Origin of the sequence: Acinetobacter sp. ANC 4218 (genome assembly GCF_002135245.1) — a bacterium.
Classification (GTDB): Bacteria; Pseudomonadota; Gammaproteobacteria; order Pseudomonadales; family Moraxellaceae; genus Acinetobacter.
On record NZ_NEGD01000006.1, the window covers coordinates 112106 to 134583 of the forward strand.

At 42.1% G+C, this 22478-nt stretch carries 20 protein-coding genes; 7 read left to right on the forward strand and 13 right to left on the reverse strand.

The window, feature by feature from the left end:
• Nucleotides 1-66: 66 nt before the first annotated feature.
• Nucleotides 67-1362 carry a glutamate/aspartate:proton symporter GltP gene (gene gltP / locus B9T38_RS07545; protein ID WP_086196210.1) on the forward strand — a complete coding sequence of 432 codons (1296 nt, stop codon included), beginning with the start codon at nucleotides 67-69 and terminating at the stop codon, nucleotides 1360-1362.
• Between the two features lie 37 nt (nucleotides 1363-1399).
• Here the strand turns inward: gltP and B9T38_RS07550 are convergent, their stop codons facing one another.
• From B9T38_RS07550 to B9T38_RS07570, 5 genes are all read right to left on the reverse strand, one after another.
• Nucleotides 1400-2248 (reverse strand): hypothetical protein, encoded by an 849-nt coding sequence (locus B9T38_RS07550; protein WP_086196211.1) that lies wholly within the window; start codon nucleotides 2246-2248, stop codon nucleotides 1400-1402.
• Between the two features lie 83 nt (nucleotides 2249-2331).
• Nucleotides 2332-5337, reverse strand: a complete 3006-nt coding sequence (gene gyrA / locus B9T38_RS07555; protein ID WP_086196212.1) for a DNA gyrase subunit A — start codon at nucleotides 5335-5337, stop codon at nucleotides 2332-2334.
• 544 nt (nucleotides 5338-5881) lie between these two features.
• Nucleotides 5882-6814 carry an electron transfer flavoprotein subunit alpha/FixB family protein gene (locus B9T38_RS07560; protein WP_086196213.1) on the reverse strand — a complete coding sequence of 311 codons (933 nt, stop codon included), beginning with the start codon at nucleotides 6812-6814 and terminating at the stop codon, nucleotides 5882-5884.
• Nucleotides 6815-6832: 18 nt separating this feature from the next.
• Nucleotides 6833-7585, reverse strand: coding sequence for an electron transfer flavoprotein subunit beta/FixA family protein (locus B9T38_RS07565; RefSeq protein WP_086196214.1), 753 nt, complete (start codon nucleotides 7583-7585; stop codon nucleotides 6833-6835).
• A gap of 503 nt (nucleotides 7586-8088) precedes the next feature.
• Complete coding sequence (locus B9T38_RS07570) at nucleotides 8089-8694, reverse strand: LysE family translocator (RefSeq protein WP_086196215.1); 606 nt, start codon at nucleotides 8692-8694, stop codon at nucleotides 8089-8091.
• Nucleotides 8695-8807: 113 nt separating this feature from the next.
• Between B9T38_RS07570 and B9T38_RS07575 the strand changes: the two genes are divergently transcribed.
• The gene (locus tag B9T38_RS07575; protein ID WP_086196216.1) at nucleotides 8808-9302 is read left to right on the forward strand and encodes an Lrp/AsnC family transcriptional regulator; all 495 of its coding nucleotides are present in this window, start codon (nucleotides 8808-8810) and stop codon (nucleotides 9300-9302) included.
• Nucleotides 9303-9498: 196 nt separating this feature from the next.
• On the opposite strand, the gene B9T38_RS07580 is transcribed toward B9T38_RS07575, so the two are convergent.
• The 7 genes from B9T38_RS07580 to B9T38_RS07610 all read right to left on the reverse strand — a co-directional run bounded on the left by B9T38_RS07580 (nucleotide 9499) and on the right by B9T38_RS07610 (nucleotide 15703).
• The gene (locus B9T38_RS07580) at nucleotides 9499-9885 is read right to left on the reverse strand and encodes a hypothetical protein (protein ID WP_171263202.1); all 387 of its coding nucleotides are present in this window, start codon (nucleotides 9883-9885) and stop codon (nucleotides 9499-9501) included.
• 261 nt (nucleotides 9886-10146) lie between these two features.
• Nucleotides 10147-11040 carry a site-specific tyrosine recombinase/integron integrase gene (gene xerA, locus B9T38_RS07585; RefSeq protein ID WP_171263207.1) on the reverse strand — a complete coding sequence of 298 codons (894 nt, stop codon included), beginning with the start codon at nucleotides 11038-11040 and terminating at the stop codon, nucleotides 10147-10149.
• Between the two features lie 35 nt (nucleotides 11041-11075).
• A complete protein-coding gene (locus B9T38_RS07590; protein WP_086196218.1) occupies nucleotides 11076-11699 on the reverse strand; it encodes an alpha/beta fold hydrolase in 624 nt (207 codons plus the stop codon).
• 105 nt (nucleotides 11700-11804) lie between these two features.
• On the reverse strand, nucleotides 11805-12647 hold the full coding sequence (gene dapF, locus B9T38_RS07595; RefSeq protein WP_086196219.1) for a diaminopimelate epimerase: 843 nt from the start codon (nucleotides 12645-12647) through the stop codon (nucleotides 11805-11807).
• A gap of 14 nt (nucleotides 12648-12661) precedes the next feature.
• Nucleotides 12662-13906 carry a diaminopimelate decarboxylase gene (gene lysA, locus B9T38_RS07600; protein WP_086196220.1) on the reverse strand — a complete coding sequence of 415 codons (1245 nt, stop codon included), beginning with the start codon at nucleotides 13904-13906 and terminating at the stop codon, nucleotides 12662-12664.
• Nucleotides 13907-13944: 38 nt separating this feature from the next.
• Nucleotides 13945-14166: an LPS translocon maturation chaperone LptM gene (gene lptM, locus B9T38_RS07605; protein ID WP_086196221.1), complete on the reverse strand. Its 222-nt coding sequence runs from the start codon at nucleotides 14164-14166 to the stop codon at nucleotides 13945-13947.
• A 133-nt stretch (nucleotides 14167-14299) separates the two neighbouring features.
• A complete protein-coding gene (locus B9T38_RS07610) occupies nucleotides 14300-15703 on the reverse strand; it encodes an amino acid permease (RefSeq protein WP_086196222.1) in 1404 nt (467 codons plus the stop codon).
• 284 nt (nucleotides 15704-15987) lie between these two features.
• On the opposite strand from B9T38_RS07610, the gene radA reads away from it, so the two are divergent.
• The 3 genes from radA to B9T38_RS07625 all read left to right on the forward strand — a co-directional run bounded on the left by radA (nucleotide 15988) and on the right by B9T38_RS07625 (nucleotide 19104).
• Nucleotides 15988-17379, forward strand: a complete 1392-nt coding sequence (gene radA, locus B9T38_RS07615) for a DNA repair protein RadA (RefSeq protein ID WP_086196223.1) — start codon at nucleotides 15988-15990, stop codon at nucleotides 17377-17379.
• Nucleotides 17380-17493: 114 nt separating this feature from the next.
• Nucleotides 17494-18450 carry a Tim44 domain-containing protein gene (locus B9T38_RS07620; RefSeq protein WP_086196224.1) on the forward strand — a complete coding sequence of 319 codons (957 nt, stop codon included), beginning with the start codon at nucleotides 17494-17496 and terminating at the stop codon, nucleotides 18448-18450.
• 138 nt (nucleotides 18451-18588) lie between these two features.
• Complete coding sequence (locus tag B9T38_RS07625; protein WP_086196225.1) at nucleotides 18589-19104, forward strand: tetratricopeptide repeat protein; 516 nt, start codon at nucleotides 18589-18591, stop codon at nucleotides 19102-19104.
• 51 nt (nucleotides 19105-19155) lie between these two features.
• Here the strand turns inward: B9T38_RS07625 and B9T38_RS07630 are convergent, their stop codons facing one another.
• A complete protein-coding gene (locus tag B9T38_RS07630; protein ID WP_086196226.1) occupies nucleotides 19156-19680 on the reverse strand; it encodes a cysteine peptidase family C39 domain-containing protein in 525 nt (174 codons plus the stop codon).
• Between the two features lie 139 nt (nucleotides 19681-19819).
• On the opposite strand from B9T38_RS07630, the gene B9T38_RS07635 reads away from it, so the two are divergent.
• Nucleotides 19820-20677, forward strand: coding sequence for a DUF4062 domain-containing protein (locus B9T38_RS07635; RefSeq protein ID WP_086196227.1), 858 nt, complete (start codon nucleotides 19820-19822; stop codon nucleotides 20675-20677).
• A gap of 195 nt (nucleotides 20678-20872) precedes the next feature.
• Complete coding sequence (ahcY, locus tag B9T38_RS07640; RefSeq protein ID WP_086196228.1) at nucleotides 20873-22255, forward strand: adenosylhomocysteinase; 1383 nt, start codon at nucleotides 20873-20875, stop codon at nucleotides 22253-22255.
• Nucleotides 22256-22478 lie beyond the last annotated feature (223 nt).

The following is a 22478-nucleotide window of genomic DNA, read 5'->3' on the forward strand; positions in this document are numbered from 1 at the left end:
ATGCCGATGTGAGATCGACAGTGTTATAGCAGCTTTTTTATTGAAATTTGATTTTAAGGGCTTAGCATGAAAAAGATTAAGATTAGTCTTGCTTGGCAAATCGTCATTGCGCTCATTTTAGGTGTGCTTGTAGGCTCCTTTCTACATTATTCTCCCGAATATCGTGAAACTCTGATTAATAATCTGCTGAGCCCTTTGGGCGCAATCTTTATTAATTTGATTAAGATGATTGTCATTCCACTTGTACTTTCAATGCTGATTTTAGGTATTGCCAATGCAAGTCATGGTCAAAACTTGGGTAAACTGGGTTTCAAAACTATTGTTTATTTTGAAATTATTACCACGGTTGCGATTATTGTCGGCCTGGTTGCTGCAAACGTATTCCAGCCAGGTGCCGGTATTGACATGTCGAGTTTGACCCAAACCGATATCTCTAAATATCAGCAAACCACCCAGGAAGTGAGTAGTCACTCGCATGGTCTGGTCAATACTGTTTTATCTTTAATCCCGTCTAATATTTTTGGATCACTGACTGATGGGCATATGTTGCCAATCATCTTCTTCTCTGTGATCTTCGGTATTGGTTTAGGGTCTTTAGCGAAAGAAACCAAGAAACCGCTGATTGATGTGTTGCATGCGGTTGCTGAAACCATGTTCAAAGTCACCCATATGATCATGCTTTTTGCACCTTTCGGTGTATTTGGCCTGATTGCGGCGACTGTTGCGAACTTCGGCTTTAGCTCACTGCTCCCATTAGTCAAATTGGCATTATTGGTTTATGGTGCTATTTTCTTCTTCATCTTTGTGATTTTAGGACTTGTTGCCAAATTCTGTGGTTTCAGTATTTGGGAAATTATTAAAATTCTAAAAGATGAGCTGATTCTGTCTTATTCAACTGCAAGTTCCGAGACAGTATTACCGCGCCTGATGGAAAAAATGGAAGCCTATGGTGCACCGAAATCCATTACCAGTTTTGTGATTCCAATCGGTTATTCATTTAACCTGGATGGTTCGACCTTATATCAAAGTATTGCAGCCATCTTTATTGCGCAGCTTTACGGTATTGATTTAAGCATGACTCAGCAAATCATTCTGGTGTTAACCTTGATGATTACTTCTAAAGGTATTGCCGGTGTGCCTGGCGTATCTTTCGTTGTATTGTTGGCAACCTTGGGTAGTGTGGGTATTCCGCTTGAAGGCTTGGCATTTATTGCCGGTATTGACCGTATTCTGGATATGGCTCGTACTGTATTGAATGTAATTGGTAACTCGTTAGCTGTTCTTGTGATCAGTAAATGGGAAGGTCAGTTCGATGCTGAAAAGCAAAAAAATTATGCTGTTGAAATCAAAGAAGCAGCATAATTTATAAATCGAAAGAAGGAAGCTTCGGCTTCCTTTTTTATGTCTTAAGTTTATTTGCCAAGTCATTAATAACTGCTTGTACAACCAACCAAGAAATATTTGTTGTATCTTCATCTGGGTTAAATCTATACATCATTTGCTCATAGGGATGAATTAGATTTCGAAACTCTCGTAAAGAATGTGAATATTTTTTAACATCAATTCCTATCCAATCAAGCTGATGGGCTACATCTATCATTTCTGCTAACTTCCATTCAGCAAAATTTTTTATTTTGTCATTCTTATCCTTTGGAGCATTCTTAGCTTGATTACCTTCTTTCATATTTTTTTGAAAAACACCCAAGAGTACTCCCTCAAGAATACTACCCATTAAAATTATAGATGCTAAATATGCCTTTGACTCTATACATTTTTGAGTTTCATTCCATCTATTTTGAAGAATTTCGCCTACACCTACGTCCAAACCCAGTGCAAGAAAATCAGGTGCAGGTAATGGTTTTAGTTCTCTTTCCTTTTCTAATTTGCTTTCATTAAAATCTCTTTGAATCTTTCTAAACTTAGGAGAAATTTCATCTAAATAGATTTCAAACCCTTCCACATACAAAATTGAATTAAGAACATTCAGGGCTTTAGTAATTTTAACTTTGTCCCCGCCATACTCTTTAGGAGATGCTAACCTTCTTAAAACATCTGCTAATTGATTTTTATCTAAACTATTTAATTTTTCAAATACCCATTTAGCACGTGTTGAACCATCATGATTAAATGGCAATCCAACTCGATAAAAGAAGCTAGTTAGTTGAGAACTCGACCTACGTTGAGGGTAAATTTCTTCATCTGTTCCACAAATAAACTCTGCTATTTGTTCCAATGTCTTTTGATCCATATCCCCACCATTTTAATATTTATTAGATTATCTTCTTTTATAAAAAAAGAGCGCCTAAGCGCCCTTCTTTTTGATATCAAAACTTAGTCTTCAGAATCTCTTAAATCCGATTCATTATCAGCTTCATCAGCAATCGTTTCATCATCCACCAAAGTTTCAGAATCAATTAAAGCTGTAGAGGCAACAACTTCTTCGCCTTCCACTGCTTCAATAAACTCATCTTCTTCTACAGCTTCAACCGAAACTACGCCTACAAGTAACTCGTCATTACCTAAACGGATCAAACGTACACCTTGTGCGTTACGACCAGTTTGAGCAACTTCAGAAGCACGGGTACGAACTAGTGTACCGCCATCAGAAATCAACATCAGTTCTTTAGAGGCATCAATCGCAACTGCACCCACCAACTGACCGTTACGTTCAGAGGTCTTGATCGCAATCACACCCTTACCGCCACGTTTCTTGGTTGGGAAGTCATCTACCGGGGTACGCTTACCGTAACCATTTTCAGAAGCACACAGCACTTCACCCGTTTCAGGGACAACCACCAATGAAACGATACGGCTGATTAAGGCTGAATCTGAACTATCTTCATCATCAGACTCGATATCGGCATCTTCGGCATCTTCAACTTGCGCTGCACCAATGGTCACACGCATACCGCGTACACCTTTGGCTGAACGTCCCATTGAACGCACATCAGTTTCAGCAAAACGGATCGCTTTACCTTCATTCGAGAACAACATGATTTGCTGTTCGCCATCGGTAATCGCAACACCAATCAAGGTATCATCGCCAGTGAGTTCAATGGCACGTAAACCGTTTGAACGGACATTACTGAACTGTTCAAGTTCTACACGCTTGATCGTACCGTATTCGGTCGCCATGAACACATAGAAGTTTTTACGTACCGCTTCGGCTTGCTGCGCAAAGTCAGCAATGATTTCATCATCCAGATCGCTTGCCGAAAGCTCAACACCCAATTGCTTCAATTGAACACGTAATGCATCAGACAAGTCATCTGCACCATCTTCAAGTTCAGCAAGTGCCGCTTCCAGTTCAGCATAATGTGAATTGATGATTTCATTTTCTTGCAGTTTCGCCGCATTGGCTTTTACAAATGCCTTGAAGTCCGCCAGACGTTCTTTGAATTTCTTCGGTGCATCAATCACCGGAAGAATTGCAGTAATGGTTTCGTTGGCATCAAGCGGTAACAGGTTCACCATTGGGCGACCTTTAGCACCACGCGACGCTTGCGGCACTTCAAATACTTTCAGACGATAGACTTTACCGACATCGGTAAAGCAAAGTACCATTGCATGGTTCGAAGTCACAATCAGATGCTGGATGTAATCATCTTCTTTCATTGAAGTTGCAGACTTACCACGACCACCACGACGCTGTGCAGCGTAATCAGAAAGTGGTTGAGTTTTCGCATAACCGGTTTTAGAAACGGTCAATACTACTTGCTCTTCAGGAATCAAATCTTCGCGTGAGAAATCGATACGTGATTCAACAATCGCGGTACGACGCGCATCGCCATATTGTTGCAGAATTAAAGCCAATTCTTCTTTAATCACTGCCATCAATAAGTTGAAATCGTTCAGAATTGCAGTTAATTCAGCAATTTGACCCAGGATTTCAGAATATTCAGCATGTAACTTGTCTTGTTCCAGACCAGTTAAGCGGTGTAAACGTAGTTCAAGAATTGCACCAACCTGTGCTGGAGATAAACGGTAAACATTACCATCTAAACCGAATCGACGGTTTGGATCTTCACCTTCAATCTCATCAGGACGTACAGAAACCGAACCCGCTTTTTCCAGTAATGCAACTACGCCACCCGCAGCCCATTCACCCGCCTGTAAACGCTCGCGCGCTTCGCCCGGGTTAGCAGAGGTCTTGATGGTTTCAATAATCGCATCGATGTTTGCGAGTGCAACGGTCAAGCCTTCCAGGATATGGCCACGTTCACGCGCTTTACGCAATTCAAACATGGTACGGCGAGTCACCACTTCTTGGCGGTGACGGATGAACGCAGCAATGATGTCTTTCAGGTTCATCAACTTCGGCTGGCCGTTGTCCAGGCAGACCATGTTGATGCTGAATGAATTTTCTAACTGGGTATTCAGGAACAGGTTATTGACAATCACTTCGGCGTTTTCACCACGCTTCAGGTCAATGGCGATACGCATCCCTTCTTTGTCCGACTCGTCACGAAGCTCAGAAATCCCTTCCAGTTTCTTCTCTTTGACTAATTCAGCAATACGTTCAATGGTTTTTGCTTTATTGACCTGATAAGGAATTTCAGTGAATACGATGGTGTTACGGCCAGTCTTCTGATCTTCTTCAATGTGATATTTACCACGAATATAAAGACGACCTTTACCGGTACGGTAAGCATCGACAATGCCGGATTTACCGTAAATGATACCGCCTGTAGGGAAATCTGGACCAGAGATATGTTCCATCAAGCCTTCAATGGAAATACTCGGGTTTTCCGCATAGGCCAAACATGCATTGATCACTTCGGTCATGTTGTGTGGCGCCATATTGGTCGCCATACCTACCGCAATACCGGTTACACCGTTAATCAGCAAGTTAGGAACACGTGTCGGCATGACTTGTGGAATGCGTTCAGAACCGTCGTAGTTGTCTTCCCACTCGACTGTGTCTTTTTCCAGATCGGCCAAAAGCTCATGGGTCAGCTTACGCATACGCACTTCGGTATAACGCATTGCTGCTGCACTATCGCCATCAACAGAACCGAAGTTACCTTGACCATCTACCAGTTGATAACGCAGGCTGAAGTCTTGTGCCATACGAACAATGGTTTCATAAACAGCAGAGTCACCATGTGGGTGATATTTACCGATCACGTCACCGACGACACGGGCTGACTTTTTGTATGCTTTATTGTAGTCATTGCCCAATTCGTGCATAGCGAAAAGCACACGACGATGAACAGGCTTTAAGCCATCTCTCACGTCAGGTAATGCACGAGAAACAATAACACTCATGGCATAGTCGAGATATGAGCTTTTGAGTTCATCCTCAATGGCAATCGGTCGGATTTCCGATACGCTCATGCATACTCCTTATTACAAACAACCGTTCAGACTGTTCGTTTTATATAATCAATCTAGCAAAAAATTAACTCAAAATAAGCTGAGTTAAAATCTAAATACAGCCGTAAATTATAGCATAAATTCTGTTGTTTTTGTGCCATATCTCTTATCTTAATCTTGTTAATTTTCTATAATTTATCGTTTATTTTTTAGGCACTTTCATTTATCGGGATTTTATGTGACTTCGTTCATTTTATTCAGTGTCTAGCTGCAAATTTTGCTGCTAAATGTTCAGGCAGCTTATTCAGTTAAAATGGTCTTTTTACCTTTAAACAAAAATATAAATCGATTAAATACAGGCTCTCCCCTAGCTACACAAATACATTAAACCTGTATCACCTTGTACCACCATAAAAGATGTACATTCGTTTGCTGCACCTACAATGCTATCTATTGAGTCAGAATAGCCACATTCTCCCCCTAGAAATAGATGAGCTACGAACATCTAGGCTAGGCATAAAAAAACGCTCCTTGCGGAGCGTTTTTTGAAGCATGTAGTGCTGAATTAGATTTTAGAAACCAATTCCGGAACTACAGTGTTCAAGTCACCTACTAACCAGTAGTCAGCTACTGCGTTAATTGGCGCTTCTTCATCTTTGTTGATCGCAACGATCACTTTAGACTCTTTCATACCCGCCAAGTGCTGGATTGCACCAGAAATACCAACAGCGATGTATAGCTCAGGCGCAACGATTTTACCCGTTTGACCGACTTGCATGTCGTTAGGAACGAAGCCGGCATCAACTGCAGCACGTGAAGCACCTTGAGCAGCGCCAAGTTTATCCGCTAATGGATCCAGGATTTTGTGATAGTTTTCACCTGAACCCACACCACGACCACCAGAAACTACGATGCGTGCAGCGGTTAATTCTGGACGTTCAGATTTCACAATTTCTTCTGAGATGAATTTAGAAAGACCCGCATCGCCAGTAGACGCAGCAGCTTCAACGCTAGCCGCACCACCCTCACTTGCTACAGCATCAAATGCCGTACCACGAACAGTCGCAACAACGATAGATTCACCTGATTCTACAGTTGCAATTGCGTTACCTGCATAGATTGGACGTTTGAAAGTTTTAGGACCTTCAACAGCGATAATGTCAGTGATCATGCTCACATCAAGAAGCGCAGCTGCACGTGGCAGAATGTTTTTACCCGTTGTGGTAGAAGCAGCAAGGATATGGGTATAGCCTTTGCCCAATTCAGCAACAAGTTTAGCCACATTTTCAGCCAACTGGTTTGCATAAGCAGCGTCGTCAGCAAGTAATACTTTGCTTACACCTGCAACTTTAGCTGCCTGGTCAGCAACAGCTTGCGCGTTCGAGCCAGCTACCAATACAGTGATATCACCACCGATTTTTTGCGCCGCAGCAACAACGTTTAAAGTAGCAGCGTTTAATGCTTTGTTGTCGTGCTCAGCGATAACTAAAATACTCATGATTTTTATCCCTCTGTATTAGATCACTTTCGCTTCATTTTTCAATTTTTCTACAAGCTCGTCTACAGACTTCACTTGTACGCCCGCTTTACGTTCAGCAGGAGCTTCAACTTTCACTGTTTTCAGTTTAGTTGTCGCAGTTACACCGAAATCTGCAGGAGACTTGATATCCAGCGGTTTTTTACGCGCTTTCATGATGTTTGGCAGAGCTGCATAACGTGGCTCGTTCAAACGTAAGTCAGTGGTGATAATTGCTGGAAGTGCAAGTTCAACAGTTTGTAGGCCACCGTCGATTTCACGAGTGACTTGTACTTTGTCGCCTTCAACTTTCACTTCAGAAGCGAATGTACCTTGACCTGCGCCAAGTAGAGCACCAAGCATCTGACCAACCTGGTTAGAGTCGTCATCAATGGCCTGTTTACCAAGAAGGATTAATTGTGGTTGTTCAGCGTCAACAACACCTTTCAGGATTTTAGCCACTTCCAAAGCACCGAGCTGGCTGTCATCAGCTTCAACCAGGATACCGCGGTCAGCACCAAGTGCCATTGAAGAACGGATTTGTTCTTGCGCTTCTTTAGGACCGATAGCAACAACAACGATTTCTGAAACAGTTCCTTTTTCTTTTAAACGAACCGCTTCTTCCACTGCGATTTCACAGAATGGGTTAATTGACATTTTAACGTTTGTTAAGTCAACACCACTGTTGTCCGGTTTAACGCGAACTTTAACGTTGGCATCAACCACACGTTTTACAGCAACAAGAGCCTTCATGTAATCCTCGGCTGTTTTAGCAAATGTAAATATTGAGAAAAGTTATAATAACTCTTCACTTAAATTTTTTTAGGTGCCCTATCTTGCAATGTGTACGGCATTTGGGTCAAGTCACAATTATCGAAACAGCTGTAAAAAAGCATCATTTTCCTTGAACTTGGCGTTCATATTTTTTTCACACACTTTTATTAAGATGAAATTCCTGAATATTTATTTATTTTTTAACCATTGATTTTTATTATTTTTTTATCTGATTAACTTCATCAAAAGTTCTGATTTAATACTTCTTTTCGATCAGTTTCTGGTAGGTCTGGCACACATTGCTGACAGAACAACCAAAGTAATGAATTGTCATTTAAGACAGATTCCGCTAAATTTTTCAGTCTGTCTGCCCTAAAATCGACCTCTTTTTCAAGTTAAAGATGTAACAAATTACTTTATTACGGCTAAATACCCTTACATACAGGCAAGCATGCCATAACAGCATACTTGTTTGACATTTATCAGTTCATGATCAGCCAGGTTGCAGCCAGCATTAACAAGCCGCCTGAAGCGCCATCAATCCATTTCTGTTTACGCTCATCAATATGGGTTTTTTGGGTCACTTTGGCAAAAATCACACTCAAACTGCCATATACCACAAAGATGAGTCCAATAAAGATCAAAGACAGAATTAAACCCTGATTCACCATGTTCCCAGCTTTATCAATAAATTGCGGTAAAATTGCAAAATAGATCAGCATACCTTTGGGGTTCAATAGCGCAGTAAAGAAACCTTTTTTAATGGGATTGGATGATGATTTTCTCTCGATAATGAATTTATTGTGACTGAACACCGACTTAATCAAACTCGCAGACAGAAACAATAGATAAGCGATCCCGAGCCAGCGAATGCTTTCAAATAACACCGGGAACGAGACTATAAGGGCTGCAATGCCCAAAGCCATCAAAACAGAATGGACCAAATAGCCCAGGCAAATCCCTACAGTTGCCAGCATGCCTGCTTTTGCATCTTTCCCCATCACTTGAGACAGGATAAACAGCATATCTGGTCCAGGGGTGAAAATAAGCGGAATAACCGTTAAGGCAAACAGTACCAATACAGACATTTTCTTTTCCCTTTCCATGTCTTGAAAGTGAAAATCAGTATCGAACAAATAGTACAAAATAGGATTTCAAATATTCTATAATTATGATTATCTTTCGAATTATATTCTAATGTATGAAACTATATTCCAAATCTGTTTTAGTGAAACTGGATCGCATTGATAAAAATATCATTCGTGCCTTGCAGAATAATGGCCGTATGCAAAATAACGATCTGGCCCGCGAAATTGGACTGTCGCCATCATCGTGTCTGCGTCGGGTGAAATTACTGGAAGAAGCAGGCGTAATTCAAAATTACACCACAGTGGTAGACCCGCAAAAAGTTGGCTTGCAGCTGATTTTGTTTTCACGCATCTGGCTGGTAGGTCAGGATGCCGAGACGATTGACTGCTTTATTGAAGCGATGAAAGAACTTCCTCAAGTGATGGAATGCTATATTATTTTGGGGGAATGTGATGCCATGCTGAAAGTGGTCGTACCCGATCTGGAAAGTTACCGTAAATTTCAGTCGGCGCATCTCACCAAGAAAAACGGCATAACCAGTGTAAAAACGGATTTACCCAGTCAGATTATTAAACAGAGTTTCCAGTTACCGTTAGATAATCTTTAGGCACGTTCATAATTTTTCAGTATGTTAAAAATTGCCGTGCAAATAAATCTGTTATTGCTTAGATTGAAAATTGAAGTGCAGCAACAAGAACTTACTTAGCTTTGAGCTTGATAACCTTATAAAACTTTAGGGCTACATCAATGATATCGCATGAAATCAGGTAGCCCTTGATCAAGTCTGCAAATTAAAAGGCTGCTTATACAGGCTGACTTTGTAAAAAGTCACGATGGATGTGGCTTAAATCAATTAAATCATAAGCCTGAAGATTAAATATTTTCCAGACTGCTAAAAAGTCTTCTTTTAAATCTACATTTGATGTGGCAATGGGACGTTCCTGCCATTGCAGGTCTGAAATCCACAGATAGGTTTGTTGGGTCACATCATTAATGGCCTGTACCTTACCTTCTGAATTGATGCCCTGGACATGCGCACCTGCAGGTAAAACCGGTTCGATATTAGGCAAACTTATTTCGACAAAATGTTTAACTTGACGAAGGCCATAACCTGCAAAAATTTCTTTTTGCGCAGCCGTTAACTGGTCATATTTCTCTAAAATATCTGCAATCATTGTTTCGCCTATCATTTTCCTTTCCAATATTTAACTGACCAGTAGTGAAAGCATACATAATTTCATCGCTATACATGATTCATGCGATTCACTGTATGGTTAGAGGTGATTCTTATACCTTATAAATTGACTTTTTATTATCCGACAATAGTTCAAAATGTCATCTTTATGCACTGATATTTTTTCATACGCTTATTTAACTTTAATGAACTCCGGTGACTGCTGCTAAAATAATTAAGCAAAGTCCAAGCCAGATTGATTCAAATTTTAACATTATTACGGTTTTTTAACCTGTGCTCGCGGATGTGCCTGATCGTACACCTGAGCCAAATGATCAAAATCAACATGGGTATATATTTGCGTGGTGGTTAAATTGCTATGTCCCAGCATTTCCTGTACCGCACGTAAATCCCGGCTGTTGGATAGCATATGACTGGCAAAGCAATGACGTAACAAATGTGGATGCAAATCAACATTCACCCCGGCACGCAGGGCTTGCAGTTTCACCCGGTTTTCAATTTGCCGCGCACCCAGCGGATTGCCCTTTTGGGTAATAAACACATGGGCATCCGGGACAAAATCACCGTGCCATAATGGATAGACTTGCAGCCACTTCATTACTGCATCTCGAGCCTTGCTGCCAAAAGGCACCACCCGGGTTTTATTGCCTTTACCAGTAATACGTAACAGCTGACGGTTAAAATCGATATCTTTAATCCGCAAACCTTGCACTTCAGCCAGACGTAAACCACTGGAATACAATAGTTCTAAAATGGCTTTATCCCGTAGCCACATTTGTTGCTGTGCTTCGGTTTCAGGTGCCGGCTGATCCAGAATCTGGTTCACGGTTTCAATATCAACCATGCCCGGAAGCGGTCTGGGAATACGTTTTAACTGAAAATCATCCGCCGGATTAAACACCAGATACCGCCCCTGCTCGGCCCATTTCATAAATTGGCGTATGGACGAGAGCATCCGCTGTAAACTGCTGGAACTTAAGCCTTGCTGTTCCACTTTATGGGCCAAATATTCACGCAGATCTGTGGTTTCGATATTGGCCAGATCCAGTTTTTTAGCTTCACAAAAGTTTAAAAAATCGGAAACGTCACGTTCATAAGCCTGCAAGGTATGTCTGGACTGATTTTGAATTTCACGTTCTTTGAGCCACATTGCGAGCAGTTCAGTTGTGTTTGTTTGTAATGACATTAACTATCCCTTGCTCTGCTTTCCAGTGAATTTAAAAAATCAGAGACCCACGCTGCTGTCTCTGTAGCGTGCTGCGCAGCGAATAAATGATCTCCGCCCTGAATAACCTGAAACGATGAGTCTTTTAATGTCTGATGTAAATACTGCCCAACAGCCACAGGGCTGATGGGATCGGCATCTCCCCATAGCAGTAATGTTTTTTGCTGAATGGCTGAAAGTTGAGAGGAATAATCCAACTGTACAGTAGAAAACCAGTCCGGGTAATTCAGGAACTGGTTTTTATAGGCCGTGCGCCAATCCTCGACTTCAAATGGACTTAAATCAATCCCGCCTGATGTCGCAATCAGTACCATAGCTTTAATTAAATTAGATTTTTTCAATGCAGCCTGTATGGCAAAAATTCCGCCCATCGACTGTGCAATCAGTACCGAATCTTGCTGAATCTGGTCCAGCACATAATCACTCAGACTATTAAAATCATATACATCATTCTGCGCTGGTTCTTGACCGAATCCAGGATAGGCAATCACTTGGACTGTATAATCTGCTGACAGCAGTTCAATCAGTGGCTGCCAAAATTCAGTACTTCCAGATGCTCCTGGAAGAAAAATCAAATGCGTCATTTAAGCTCTAGGCTAAAAGCAATAATCCGTACAGCATAACGCATTTACAGGCATAAAAAAGCACCATCATAGGGACAGTGCTTTTTTCATCAAAACATGAGTTTACTATTGGTAATAACTCAAATCGATACGACCCTGATAGACGTTTGCTGTTGGACCGGTCATCCACACCACATCACCTTCTTTCCATTCAATTTGCAGCTTGCCACCAGCCAATTCAATTTCAACATTATTAGCCAACAGACCACGGCGCATACCGGAAACTGCAGCGGCACAGGCACCTGTACCACAGGCTAAAGTTTCACCTACACCGCGTTCAAAAACACGCAAACGGGCATGCTTTTCATCAATGATTTGCATAAAACCGGCATTGACACGTTGCGGGAAACGCTCATGTGATTCTACTTGTGGTCCAATACGTGCGACATCTGCGGTAATCACATCGGGAACGATGGTCACGGCATGTGGATTGCCCATATTGACGACATCAATGGTCAACTTTTCATTGTTGGCCAGCTCAATGTCATACAAGTTTTCCGGTTCATCTGCCAAAAACGGAATTTCACTTGGCAAGAATTTAGGATAACCCATGTTCACACGAACCCAGCCATTCACACCCAGCTCAGGCTCTACAATACCGGCTTTGGTCTGCACTTTAATTTTGGTTTTGGTCGTCAGCTGACGCTCATGCACAAAACGTGCAAAACAGCGCACACCGTTTCCGCATTGCTCAACTTCTGAACCGTCAGCATTGAAAATACGATATTTAAAATCGACATTGGGTAAATCAGGCGGCTCAACAATTAGCAACTGGTCGAAACCGATGCCAAAGTGGCGATCTGCCAAACGTTGAATGGTGACAGTATCCAGGTAGGCACGCTGACTGATCAGATCAACCACCATGAAGTCATTGCCCAGACCATGCATTTTGGTAAATTCTAAAAACATCTCAGACATCTCCATTATGGCAATAAACGTTCACGTTCCCACAAAGATTCAATGCTTTCGCGCTCACGAATCAGATGTGCCTGATCACCATCCACCATCACTTCAGCAGCACGTCCGCGACTGTTATAGTTCGAGCTCATCACGAAACCGTAAGCACCCGCACCCAACACAGCCAGTACATCATTTTCTTTAATCGCCAGCTTACGCTCTTTACCGAGGAAATCGCCTGTTTCACAAATCGCGCCAACCACATCCCATTCTTTCGCTTCAACGTCAGTACGTGGAGTTACTTCCTGAATATCCATCCAGGCTTCATATAAAGCAGGACGAATCAGGTCGTTCATCGCGGCATCAATAATCGCGAAATTGCGGTGATTGGTTGGTTTGAGCAAATCGACTTTGGTCAGCAATACACCAGCATTGGCAGAAATACTGCGACCCGGCTCCATATACACTTTTAGACCGAGTTTTTCTAAAGCCGGCTTCAAGGCATTGGCATATTCTTCTACAGATGGAGGCGTTTCATCTTTATAGGTCACGCCCAAACCACCACCGATATCGATGTGTTTTAGATTGATACCTAATTCTTTAAGTTTCTCAATCATCACAATCACACGATCCAGTGCATCGACAAAAGGCTGCGTTTCAGTCAATTGTGAACCTATGTGACAGTCAATACCCACGACGTCCAGATTTGCCAATGACGCCGCATATTGATAGGTTTCAAATACAGTATCGGAAGGAATACCGAATTTATTTTCTTTTAAACCGGTTGAAATATAAGGATGGGTTTTAGCATCCACATCCGGGTTAACACGTAAAGAAATTGGTGCTTTTTTACCCACTTCAGCCGCCACTTTTTGAATGCGATCAAGCTCTGCATAAGACTCAACATTGAAACAGGCAATTCCGACTTCCAAGGCTTTTTTGATATCTGCTTCAGATTTGCCTAAACCCGAGAATACGATTTTAGAGGCATCCCCACCTGCTTTAAGCACACGAGCAAGTTCACCGCCAGTGACAATATCAAAGCCCGCGCCACGCTTGGCCAGTACATTTAACACCGCAAGGTTAGAGTTTGACTTTACCGCAAAACAGATTTGATGATCGATAAAGCTAAATGCACGATCCATATCTAAATAATGCTTTTCAAAAGTCGCTTTTGAATAAACATAAAGTGGCGTGCCAAATTGCTGCGCAAGCTGTTGTAGAGAACATTGCTCGGCATGCAAAACCCCATTGATGCGGGTAAAACTCATGAATGTATCCTTTCGATGACGCATTTAGATATTGAAAATTAATTCGTTGCAGCAGATGAAGCAGGAAGCTCTGGTGCTACTGGAGCGGCTTCTTGCTTATTTGAGGATTGCTGTTTTGAATCTACATTGGGATATAACAAATATTTTGCACGTTTGTCATAATTCGGATCACTCGGTAGCTGCAAAGCTCCAGATTGACCACAACCGACCAAGGCAAAACCTGTTGCCAATACGCTGATGCAGCAAATGACAAGACGCATCTGACCACCTATTTCATATTTTCGAAGAAGTATAACCCGATCATGCGACATGACCAAAGCACTAAACGCTAGAGATTATAGTGTGTTAAAAAAAAACGCCAGTTTCAGACTGGCGTTTTCACAAACAAAGGGCTTATTTATGTTTCGGTTTGTAGAAACCAAAGTAGCCAATAATCAAAATAATGAACCAGATCGGGCTGACCATCAGCGCTTTCATGGTATCTGCTTCTAAAGACAACACATAAATCATGCCGATAAAGAAGATGATCACCACCCAGCAGGTAAACAATCCACCAGGAAGTTTAAATGTTGATTTGGCATGCAATTCTGGACGTGTTTTGTAGTACACGATGTAGCTCCAGATAATCATTAACCAGACACAGATAAACAGGATGGTTGAAAGCGTGGTTGCTAAAGTGAAGGCTTCAACCGTATTCGGTACAAAATACTGAAGTGCAGCACCCAGTAACAAACAGATTGCCGAGAAATACAAAGCATTTGCAGGCACAGCACGTTTATTCAAATGTCCAAAAGCTTTAGGACCCTGCTCTTCACGTGATAAACCAAACAACATACGGCTGGTTGAGAACACACCACTGTTCATGGATGACATTACCGAAGACAGTACCACCAAATTCATGATAATGGCTGCAGCTGCAATACCCGCCTGACTAAACAAGTTGACGAATGGGCTGATATTCGGGTCAATTTTGTTCCACGGTGTGACCGACATGACAATGACTAGTGCCAGCACATAGAAAATGATGATACGAATAGGGATCGAGTTGACTGCTTTAGGCAAGTTCTGTTCAGGATCTTTGGTTTCAGCTGCTGTGGTACCCACCAGTTCCACACCGACGAAGGCAAAGATGGCAATCTGGAAACCAGCCAAGAAACCCGTCACGCCTGTCGGGAATATACCGCCATGTGACCAGAGATGAGTAAAGGAAGCGACTTCACCTGCGGTAGAAGAAAACCCGGTAAAGATCATCCACAAACCCACAGCAATCAATACGACAATGGCAATAATCTTGATTAAAGCAAACCAGAACTCTAACTCACCGAACAATTTAACGGTAACCAGATTCAGCCCCATAATAAACACAATGGCGGCAACACTGATCATGACCCCTTCACCAGGCGTAAACGGCAGCCCTCCGTTAAAGAACTGCAGGTAATAAATAATGGCCGACAAGTCAGCAATACCAATGGTGATCCAGCACAGCCAATAGGTCCAGCCGACAAAATAACCCGCCCACGGACCAATCAAATCGGTTGAAAAATCAATAAAAGACTTGTATTTCAGGTTAGACAGTAACAGTTCGCCAAGCGCACGCATGACCAAAAAAACCATAAAACCAATAATCATATAAATGATCAGAATAGATGGTCCGGCCAGGCTGATGGTTTTACCCGACCCCATGAACAAACCTGTACCAATGGCCCCGCCAATCGCAATAAGCTGCAAATGCCGATTCGACAGACTCCGCTGCAGTTCACCACATTCATTTGGTGAACTATGATTCTCGTTTGACATTGTTATTTTCGTCTCTCAATTTCGTGTGATAAAAGTAGCTCAAATTAAAAAAAATAAATAAAGTTTTTTGAGCGTTTGTTAAATATTTTTCAAGCTTGACTGTGTTTTTGTCGCTTTTTCACGCAATTTCGGTCCATTTTGTATTCCTTTTCTGTATTTCCCTTCAAGTTAGCAGTTTACGTGCCAAGATAAAGTTTGGCGAGAATTTATGCAAAAAATTGTATTTCCATACGGCTATTGCTACATTCTTCACCCATCCTCTGATTTATATAGATACCACTCAAATGAGCAAAGTCAAAACTGTTTACCGTTGCGAACAATGTGGAACTGACCATCCGAAATGGGCGGGACAATGTTCAGAATGTGGTGAATGGAACAGCCTGCTCGAAGTCACTCTTGCACCCGCAACAACACACCGTGCCCAGCCTAAAATGGGCGGCGGCTATGCTGGTCAGGCAGCAACCATCACCACCCTGAATAAAGTTTCTGTTTCACATGAAACACGCTTGGCTACGGGGATAGGTGAATTTGACCGCGTTCTGGGCGGTGGTCTAGTCACCGGGTCAGTGGTTCTGATTGGCGGGGATCCCGGAATTGGTAAATCCACGATTCTTTTACAAACGGCGACCCATATGGCAGCTGCGCAGAGTTCTGCACTCTATGTGACTGGTGAAGAGTCGCTGTCGCAAGTTGCTTTGCGTGCCCATCGTCTGGAGTTGCCGACAGAGCATCTTAAAGTCATGGCAGAAACCTGTGTGGAACGAATCTGCGAGGTGCTTGCGCAAGAACGTCCTGCTGTGGCTATTCTGGATTCGATTCAAACCTTATATACCGAAACCTTGCAGTCGGCACCCGGTGGTGTTTCTCAAATTCGTGAATCGGCTGCTTTACTGACCCGTTTTGCTAAAAATAGTGGCACGGCGCTTTTCATTGTGGGTCATGTGACCAAAGAAGGCGCATTGGCGGGACCCCGTGTACTGGAACACATGGTCGACTGTGTGCTGTATTTTGAAGGACAATCCGACTCACGTTACCGAATGATTCGCGCGGTGAAAAACCGTTTCGGGGCAGTCAATGAACTGGGCGTGTTTGGCATGACCGATAAAGGCTTACGTGAAGTCTCCAATCCGTCCGCTATTTTCTTAAGCCGTTATGATGAAGCCATTCCCGGTTCGATTGTAATGATCAGCCGCGAAGGCACCCGTCCCCTGTTGGTCGAAGTACAGGCTTTGGTGGATGATGCGCATGGACAACCGCGTCGTGTGGCACTCGGTCTGGAACAAAACCGCCTGAACATGCTGCTGGCTGTCATGCACCGTCACGGCGGGGTGCAAACCTCTGGACAGGATGTCTATGTCAATGTTGTTGGCGGTCTCAAAATTACCGAAACCGGCTCAGACCTGGCCGTTTTACTGGCTTGTGCTTCAAGCTTGCGTGGCAAAGCCTTGCCACAACAACTGGCGGTATTTGGTGAAGTCGGACTGTCCGGTGAAATCCGTCCGGTGCCAAATGGTCAGGAACGTTTAAAAGAAGCCATTAAGCATGGTTTTAAATACATTATTTTACCGCGTGGCAATGCGCCACAAAAACCGATTCCGAATGTACAGATCATTTCAGTAGCACGTTTGCATGAGGCCTTGACGGAGGCGATGAACTTAAGTGAAGAGTTGGCTTAAGCTTAAACATATGAAAGGTTATATAAAAAAATCACCAATTTGATATTGAAATTCGGTGCAAATGACTGCATAACTATAAAGCTCTAATTTACTTTTTTTATTTAGGAAAAATCGATGGAAGTTCGACAGCGTGGTTTGATGGCCGGTATTTTAATGGCAGCTATGGTGGTTGCACCAATGGCCGAAGCAAAGCGTGCAGGTGGCGGTAAAAGTCATGGCATGAGCCGTTCTGCTGCACCAACCCAATCTTACCAACAACCGCGTCAAGTTACTCCTGTTCAACAACCTGTTGCCCCTGCCCAACAAAAATCGGGTTCAGGTGTAGGTAAAATGGTTGCTGCTGGTGTTGCAGGTGCTGCAGTTGGTGCGGTAGCGGCAAATGCTTTAGCAGATGACAAAGCTGCAAGTGAGGCACAGACTCAACAAGAGGAAGAAAAAGGCGGAATTCCAGGCTGGATCTGGATTCTTCTGGCAGCAGCAGTCGCTTTCTTCTTGTTCCGTAAATTCGGAGCAAAAAAAAAATTAGCCACCAATAATCCGTATGCACCAAACAATGCTGGAAATACAGCACCGTTTGGTCAACAAACTGCAGCACCACGTAGTTCAAATGACAGCACCAACATTTTTGGTCAGTCTGTAGGTGGTTCTGCAGCAACTCAAGCGCCTTTTGGTGCTGCTTCAACACAAAGCGGCAATAAGCTGCCAGACGGTACTGAACCTGCTGCTTTCTTGCGTGTTGCTCGTCAACGCTTCAACCATATTCAGTCTATGAATACAGCAAGCAACATTGCTGAAATTCAACGTTATTTAACACCTGATCTGTATCAGTCGATGTATAACGACATTATGGCGAACCAGGATCAGGACGTTGCTGAATTCTCTAACCTGAATGCAATGGTGGTCGATTCTGCAACTGAAAATGGTCAATATGTGGTGAGCGTACGTTTCACAGGTACAGTAAGTGAGGATTTGAACAGCTTGCCACAGCCGTTTACTGAAATCTGGCACTTTGTAAAATCTGCCGGTTCTAATCAAGACTGGTTGGTTGCCGGTATTCAGCAAGAACTCTGAGTGTTTGTGAACACCCTCTCGGTTAAAAGCACTGACATGAATTGATGTTTTTAGTCACGATACTGTAAAAGCCAATCTTCGGATTGGCTTTTTTATTTCATTCCTTTTAGGCTATAGCAAAAGTTTTTGGATATAGGTATGTCTAACCGAATTTCTCCTCCTGCATCGCTGATGAATTTAGCCATTACAGGAAATGCAAAAGCACAATTTGAACTGGCTGAGCTGTATATGCAAAGCGAGCATGATGATGACATTATTCTTGCCGAAGAATGGGCGCTGAAAGCCGCAGAAAATGGCAATATCGAAGCGATGTACTGGCTGGGTGAAGGTTATACCGTTTATGCCAAAGACTTGGCTGAAGAAGACCCGGAAGAATCCAAAGCACATTTTGAACTTGGCTATTACTGGCTGAGCAAAGCCAATATACAGAAACACCCTGCTGCGACTTTAGAATTGGCGGGTTATTTCCGTCGTGGCGATGTGATTGAAAAAGATGTGGCCAAATCTGTGTCTTTAGTCAAGCAGGCTGCTGAATGGGGCGAAGTTCAAGCCATGCGTGATTTGGCCTTTATCTATGAAAATGGTCTAGGTATAGAAATAGATGAAGAACAAGCAGATTACTGGACTGAAAAAGCACAAGCAGCTGAAAAATAAATTAAGACTGAAAAAGCCCATCAAATGATGGGCTTTTTCAGTCTTTAAATATTAACGCTCGATATCATCATTAATATCAACCACAATTACTTGTCTGCAAATCCCTTCTGCATTTCGTTGTTGTTCAAATATAGCCGCAGGCATCGCATCAAAACTGTCAAAGAAACAGATTTCATCTTCATTGACATCATAAACAAGGGAGTGATTACCCACGCCTTCTAATGTGTCGTAATAGGCAATCATAAATTTATTTTGCTCAAATGCCTGTTGAATTTGCTGATAATTTAACGCAGCAAGAATGGGCAAATTGAGTTGCTCTGCTTCCTGGTAACTGAGCTTTTCACTCTGCTGAAGATCAGGGTCAGGATCGGTATAGAACTGCACATGAAAACCAAACTTTTTCAGACCGACAGCTAAGCCGATGGTCGTCGTGCCATTTTCTGAATCATATCTACATACCTCTACCAGCTGCTGAATATCGGCATCGATACCTAAATGTTGTAGTAGCATCCATACCGCAAAAATACCGCCATTTGCTTCTAAGTTAGCTAACTCTTCAGGTATTTCCAAAGACATAATTTTCATCCAAAATATGATTTTATTGATAATAAACAAAATGGCAGAAACTCGAAATTAAATAATTATCTAAACCTATAGAAAGTGTATAAATTTCAGATATATTAAAGATAAATAATCAAATTTCAGTAAATTAGAAATGGCATATCAAGCTACAATTTTAAATGTAATGATCGCATCACCAAGTGATGTCGCAGAAGAAAGACAACTTGTTCGTGATGCAATCTATGAATGGAATGCCATTCACTCAAAACAATTTGGTGTGATGCTAAATCCTGTCGGATGGGAAACACATGTAGCTCCTGAAATGGGAAATCGACCTCAAGAAATAATTAATAAACGTATTTTAGAAAATACAGACATTTTATTAGGCATTTTTTGGACTCGCTTAGGTACAGAAACCGGCGAATATGTCAGCGGTACCGTCGAAGAAATTTCAAGACACATAGCATCTCAAAAACTTGCATCGATTTATGTATGTGACAAACCAATTCCACCTAGTCAAATCACAGAACAGTATCAAAAATTACAAGTGCAAATTAGGGAATGGATGCCGAGTGGAGTTATAGATTTTTATAACGATTTATCTAATTTCAAACAAAAAATTAAAGATCATCTATCTCTTCATATTCAACAGAATGAATATATTCAGACTATTGTAAATGAACTTAACTTCAACGATACGCCAATTGAAACATCTACAAAACAAACTATTGAACCTAGTGATGAAATGGTTCAGATATTATTAAATGCTGGCAATGCGGAGAGTCAGATTCACTTTCGTCGATATTTGGGTGGCCAATCCTTATTCGTAGGCAATTTAGACATTAATCTTAATAAAGCTAGAGAATTAGCTAAATGGGAAGAAGCCCTTAATGAACTATTGAATTTAGGTTTAATTAAAGATCGAGGTTATAAAGGTGAATTATTTGATTTAACTAAAGAAGGTTGGGATGCTTTTGATCAATTAAAAACCCAATTAAAGGAAAATCAATAATATTGCATCTTACAACTTGGAACACTTTTAGAATCCAAGTACAATACTTCGCTAGTCGAGGGATGCTGCGACGTTTTACAGGTACGAAATGTAAAAGCGCCAGGCTCGACGATCGGTCCATCTTTTTTCTAGACAGACCAACAACGGCATCCGCGAACTGAATGATCAATTTTTGTTTTTTATAAGGAGATCGTGATGAACGCGGTTAATGCTTCATTTACAGATTATAAAGTTGCCGATATTTCCCTAGCTGACTACGGCCGTAAAGAAATCAAACTTGCTGAAGCAGAAATGCCAGCGCTGATCGGCTTACGTAAACGCTACTCAGCAGCAAAACCACTTGCAGGCGCGAAAATTCTCGGCTGTATTCACATGACCATTCAAACTGCAGTTTTAATTGAAACTTTAGTTGAATTAGGCGCTGAAGTTCGTTGGACTTCTTGCAACATCTTCTCTACTCAAGACCACGCTGCTGCTGCAATTGCTGCACGCGGTATTCCTGTTTTTGCCTGGAAAGGTGAAACTGAAGAAGAATACATGTGGTGTCTTGAACAGCAAATCAATGTCAATGGCAAACCTTGGGATGCCAACATGATTCTGGACGATGGCGGCGACTTGACTGCTCTTGTTCACGAAAAATATCCTGAAGTGTTAGCGAAAATCCATGGTGTGACTGAAGAAACCACTACGGGTGTGCAACGTCTTTATGAAATGTTACGTGACGGCACTTTAAAAGTTCCTGCAATCAACGTAAATGACTCAGTAACCAAGTCCAAAAACGACAACAAATACGGTTGCCGCCATTCTCTAAACGATGCCATCAAACGCGGTACTGACATGTTGATGTCTGGTCGTCGTGCATTGGTGATTGGTTACGGTGACGTAGGTAAAGGTTCTGCTCAATCACTTCGTCAAGAAGGTATGATTGTTCGCGTAACCGAAATCGATCCAATCTGTGCGATGCAAGCATGTATGGACGGTTATGAAGTGGTATCTCCATACAAAAACGGCGTGCAAACAGGTAAAAAAGAAGACATCAACTTAGATCTTCTTCAAAACACTGACCTGATCGTAACCACTACTGGTAACTATCACGTATGTGACTCTGCAATGTTAGATACATTAAAAGCAGGTTCAGTGGTTTGTAACATCGGTCACTTTGACACTGAAATCGATACCAACTACCTACGTGGCTACAAATGGGTTGAAGTTAAACCTCAAGTACATCAAGTGTATCGTTCAGAAAATGAAAACGATTATTTAATCCTTCTTTCTGAAGGTCGTTTAGTGAATCTGGGTAATGCGACTGGTCACCCATCACGTGTGATGGACGGTTCATTTGCTAACCAGGTATTGGCTCAAATGCACTTGTTCGCCGAAAAATTTGCTGATCTTCCTGAAGACCAAAAACAGGCTGCGATTCGTGTAGAACTGCTTCCTAAGAAACTGGACGAAGAAGTTGCTGCAGCAATGGTTGCCGGTTTCGGTGGTGTCTTGACTCAATTGACTCAAGAACAAGCGGATTATCTTGGTGTTCAAGTTGAAGGTCCATTCAAATCTGAGACTTATAAATACTAATACCCCTCACCCCATCCCTCTCCCTGAGCTTGTTTTAAGCACTGCTTTAAAACAAGTGCAAGAGAGGGTGAGCACCAGATTTATTTCCGATGGATGTTTAATGTCATCATATGAATAAATATGGCTTAAACCCTGCATAATTCAGTAATGAATTCTCCTCTCCCTTTGGGAGAGGTCAGGGAGAGGGTGAAAAATTAAAACAGTATTGATAAAAAAAGGGTTT

What these genes read in the sequence shown, in the direction of transcription:
- radA (WP_086196223.1), top strand. Translation starts at nt 15,988, where the DNA reads ATGAGCAAAGTCAAAACTGTTTACCGTTGCGAACAATGTGGAACTGAC.
- B9T38_RS07620 (WP_086196224.1), top strand. Translation starts at nt 17,494, where the DNA reads ATGGAAGTTCGACAGCGTGGTTTGATGGCCGGTATTTTAATGGCAGCT.
- B9T38_RS07630 (WP_086196226.1), bottom strand. Translation starts at nt 19,680, where the DNA reads ATGTCTTTGGAAATACCTGAAGAGTTAGCTAACTTAGAAGCAAATGGC.
- B9T38_RS07590 (WP_086196218.1), bottom strand. Translation starts at nt 11,699, where the DNA reads ATGACGCATTTGATTTTTCTTCCAGGAGCATCTGGAAGTACTGAATTT.
- B9T38_RS07580 (WP_171263202.1), bottom strand. Translation starts at nt 9,885, where the DNA reads ATGATAGGCGAAACAATGATTGCAGATATTTTAGAGAAATATGACCAG.
- dapF (WP_086196219.1), bottom strand. Translation starts at nt 12,647, where the DNA reads ATGTTTTTAGAATTTACCAAAATGCATGGTCTGGGCAATGACTTCATG.
- ahcY (WP_086196228.1), top strand. Translation starts at nt 20,873, where the DNA reads ATGAACGCGGTTAATGCTTCATTTACAGATTATAAAGTTGCCGATATT.
- lptM (WP_086196221.1), bottom strand. Translation starts at nt 14,166, where the DNA reads ATGCGTCTTGTCATTTGCTGCATCAGCGTATTGGCAACAGGTTTTGCC.
- gyrA (WP_086196212.1), bottom strand. Translation starts at nt 5,337, where the DNA reads ATGAGCGTATCGGAAATCCGACCGATTGCCATTGAGGATGAACTCAAA.
- B9T38_RS07575 (WP_086196216.1), top strand. Translation starts at nt 8,808, where the DNA reads ATGAAACTATATTCCAAATCTGTTTTAGTGAAACTGGATCGCATTGAT.
- B9T38_RS07560 (WP_086196213.1), bottom strand. Translation starts at nt 6,814, where the DNA reads ATGAGTATTTTAGTTATCGCTGAGCACGACAACAAAGCATTAAACGCT.
- B9T38_RS07610 (WP_086196222.1), bottom strand. Translation starts at nt 15,703, where the DNA reads ATGTCAAACGAGAATCATAGTTCACCAAATGAATGTGGTGAACTGCAG.
- gltP (WP_086196210.1), top strand. Translation starts at nt 67, where the DNA reads ATGAAAAAGATTAAGATTAGTCTTGCTTGGCAAATCGTCATTGCGCTC.
- B9T38_RS07570 (WP_086196215.1), bottom strand. Translation starts at nt 8,694, where the DNA reads ATGTCTGTATTGGTACTGTTTGCCTTAACGGTTATTCCGCTTATTTTC.
- B9T38_RS07625 (WP_086196225.1), top strand. Translation starts at nt 18,589, where the DNA reads ATGTCTAACCGAATTTCTCCTCCTGCATCGCTGATGAATTTAGCCATT.
- B9T38_RS07550 (WP_086196211.1), bottom strand. Translation starts at nt 2,248, where the DNA reads ATGGATCAAAAGACATTGGAACAAATAGCAGAGTTTATTTGTGGAACA.
- B9T38_RS07635 (WP_086196227.1), top strand. Translation starts at nt 19,820, where the DNA reads ATGGCATATCAAGCTACAATTTTAAATGTAATGATCGCATCACCAAGT.
- xerA (WP_171263207.1), bottom strand. Translation starts at nt 11,040, where the DNA reads ATGTGGCTCAAAGAACGTGAAATTCAAAATCAGTCCAGACATACCTTG.
- B9T38_RS07565 (WP_086196214.1), bottom strand. Translation starts at nt 7,585, where the DNA reads ATGAAGGCTCTTGTTGCTGTAAAACGTGTGGTTGATGCCAACGTTAAA.
- lysA (WP_086196220.1), bottom strand. Translation starts at nt 13,906, where the DNA reads ATGAGTTTTACCCGCATCAATGGGGTTTTGCATGCCGAGCAATGTTCT.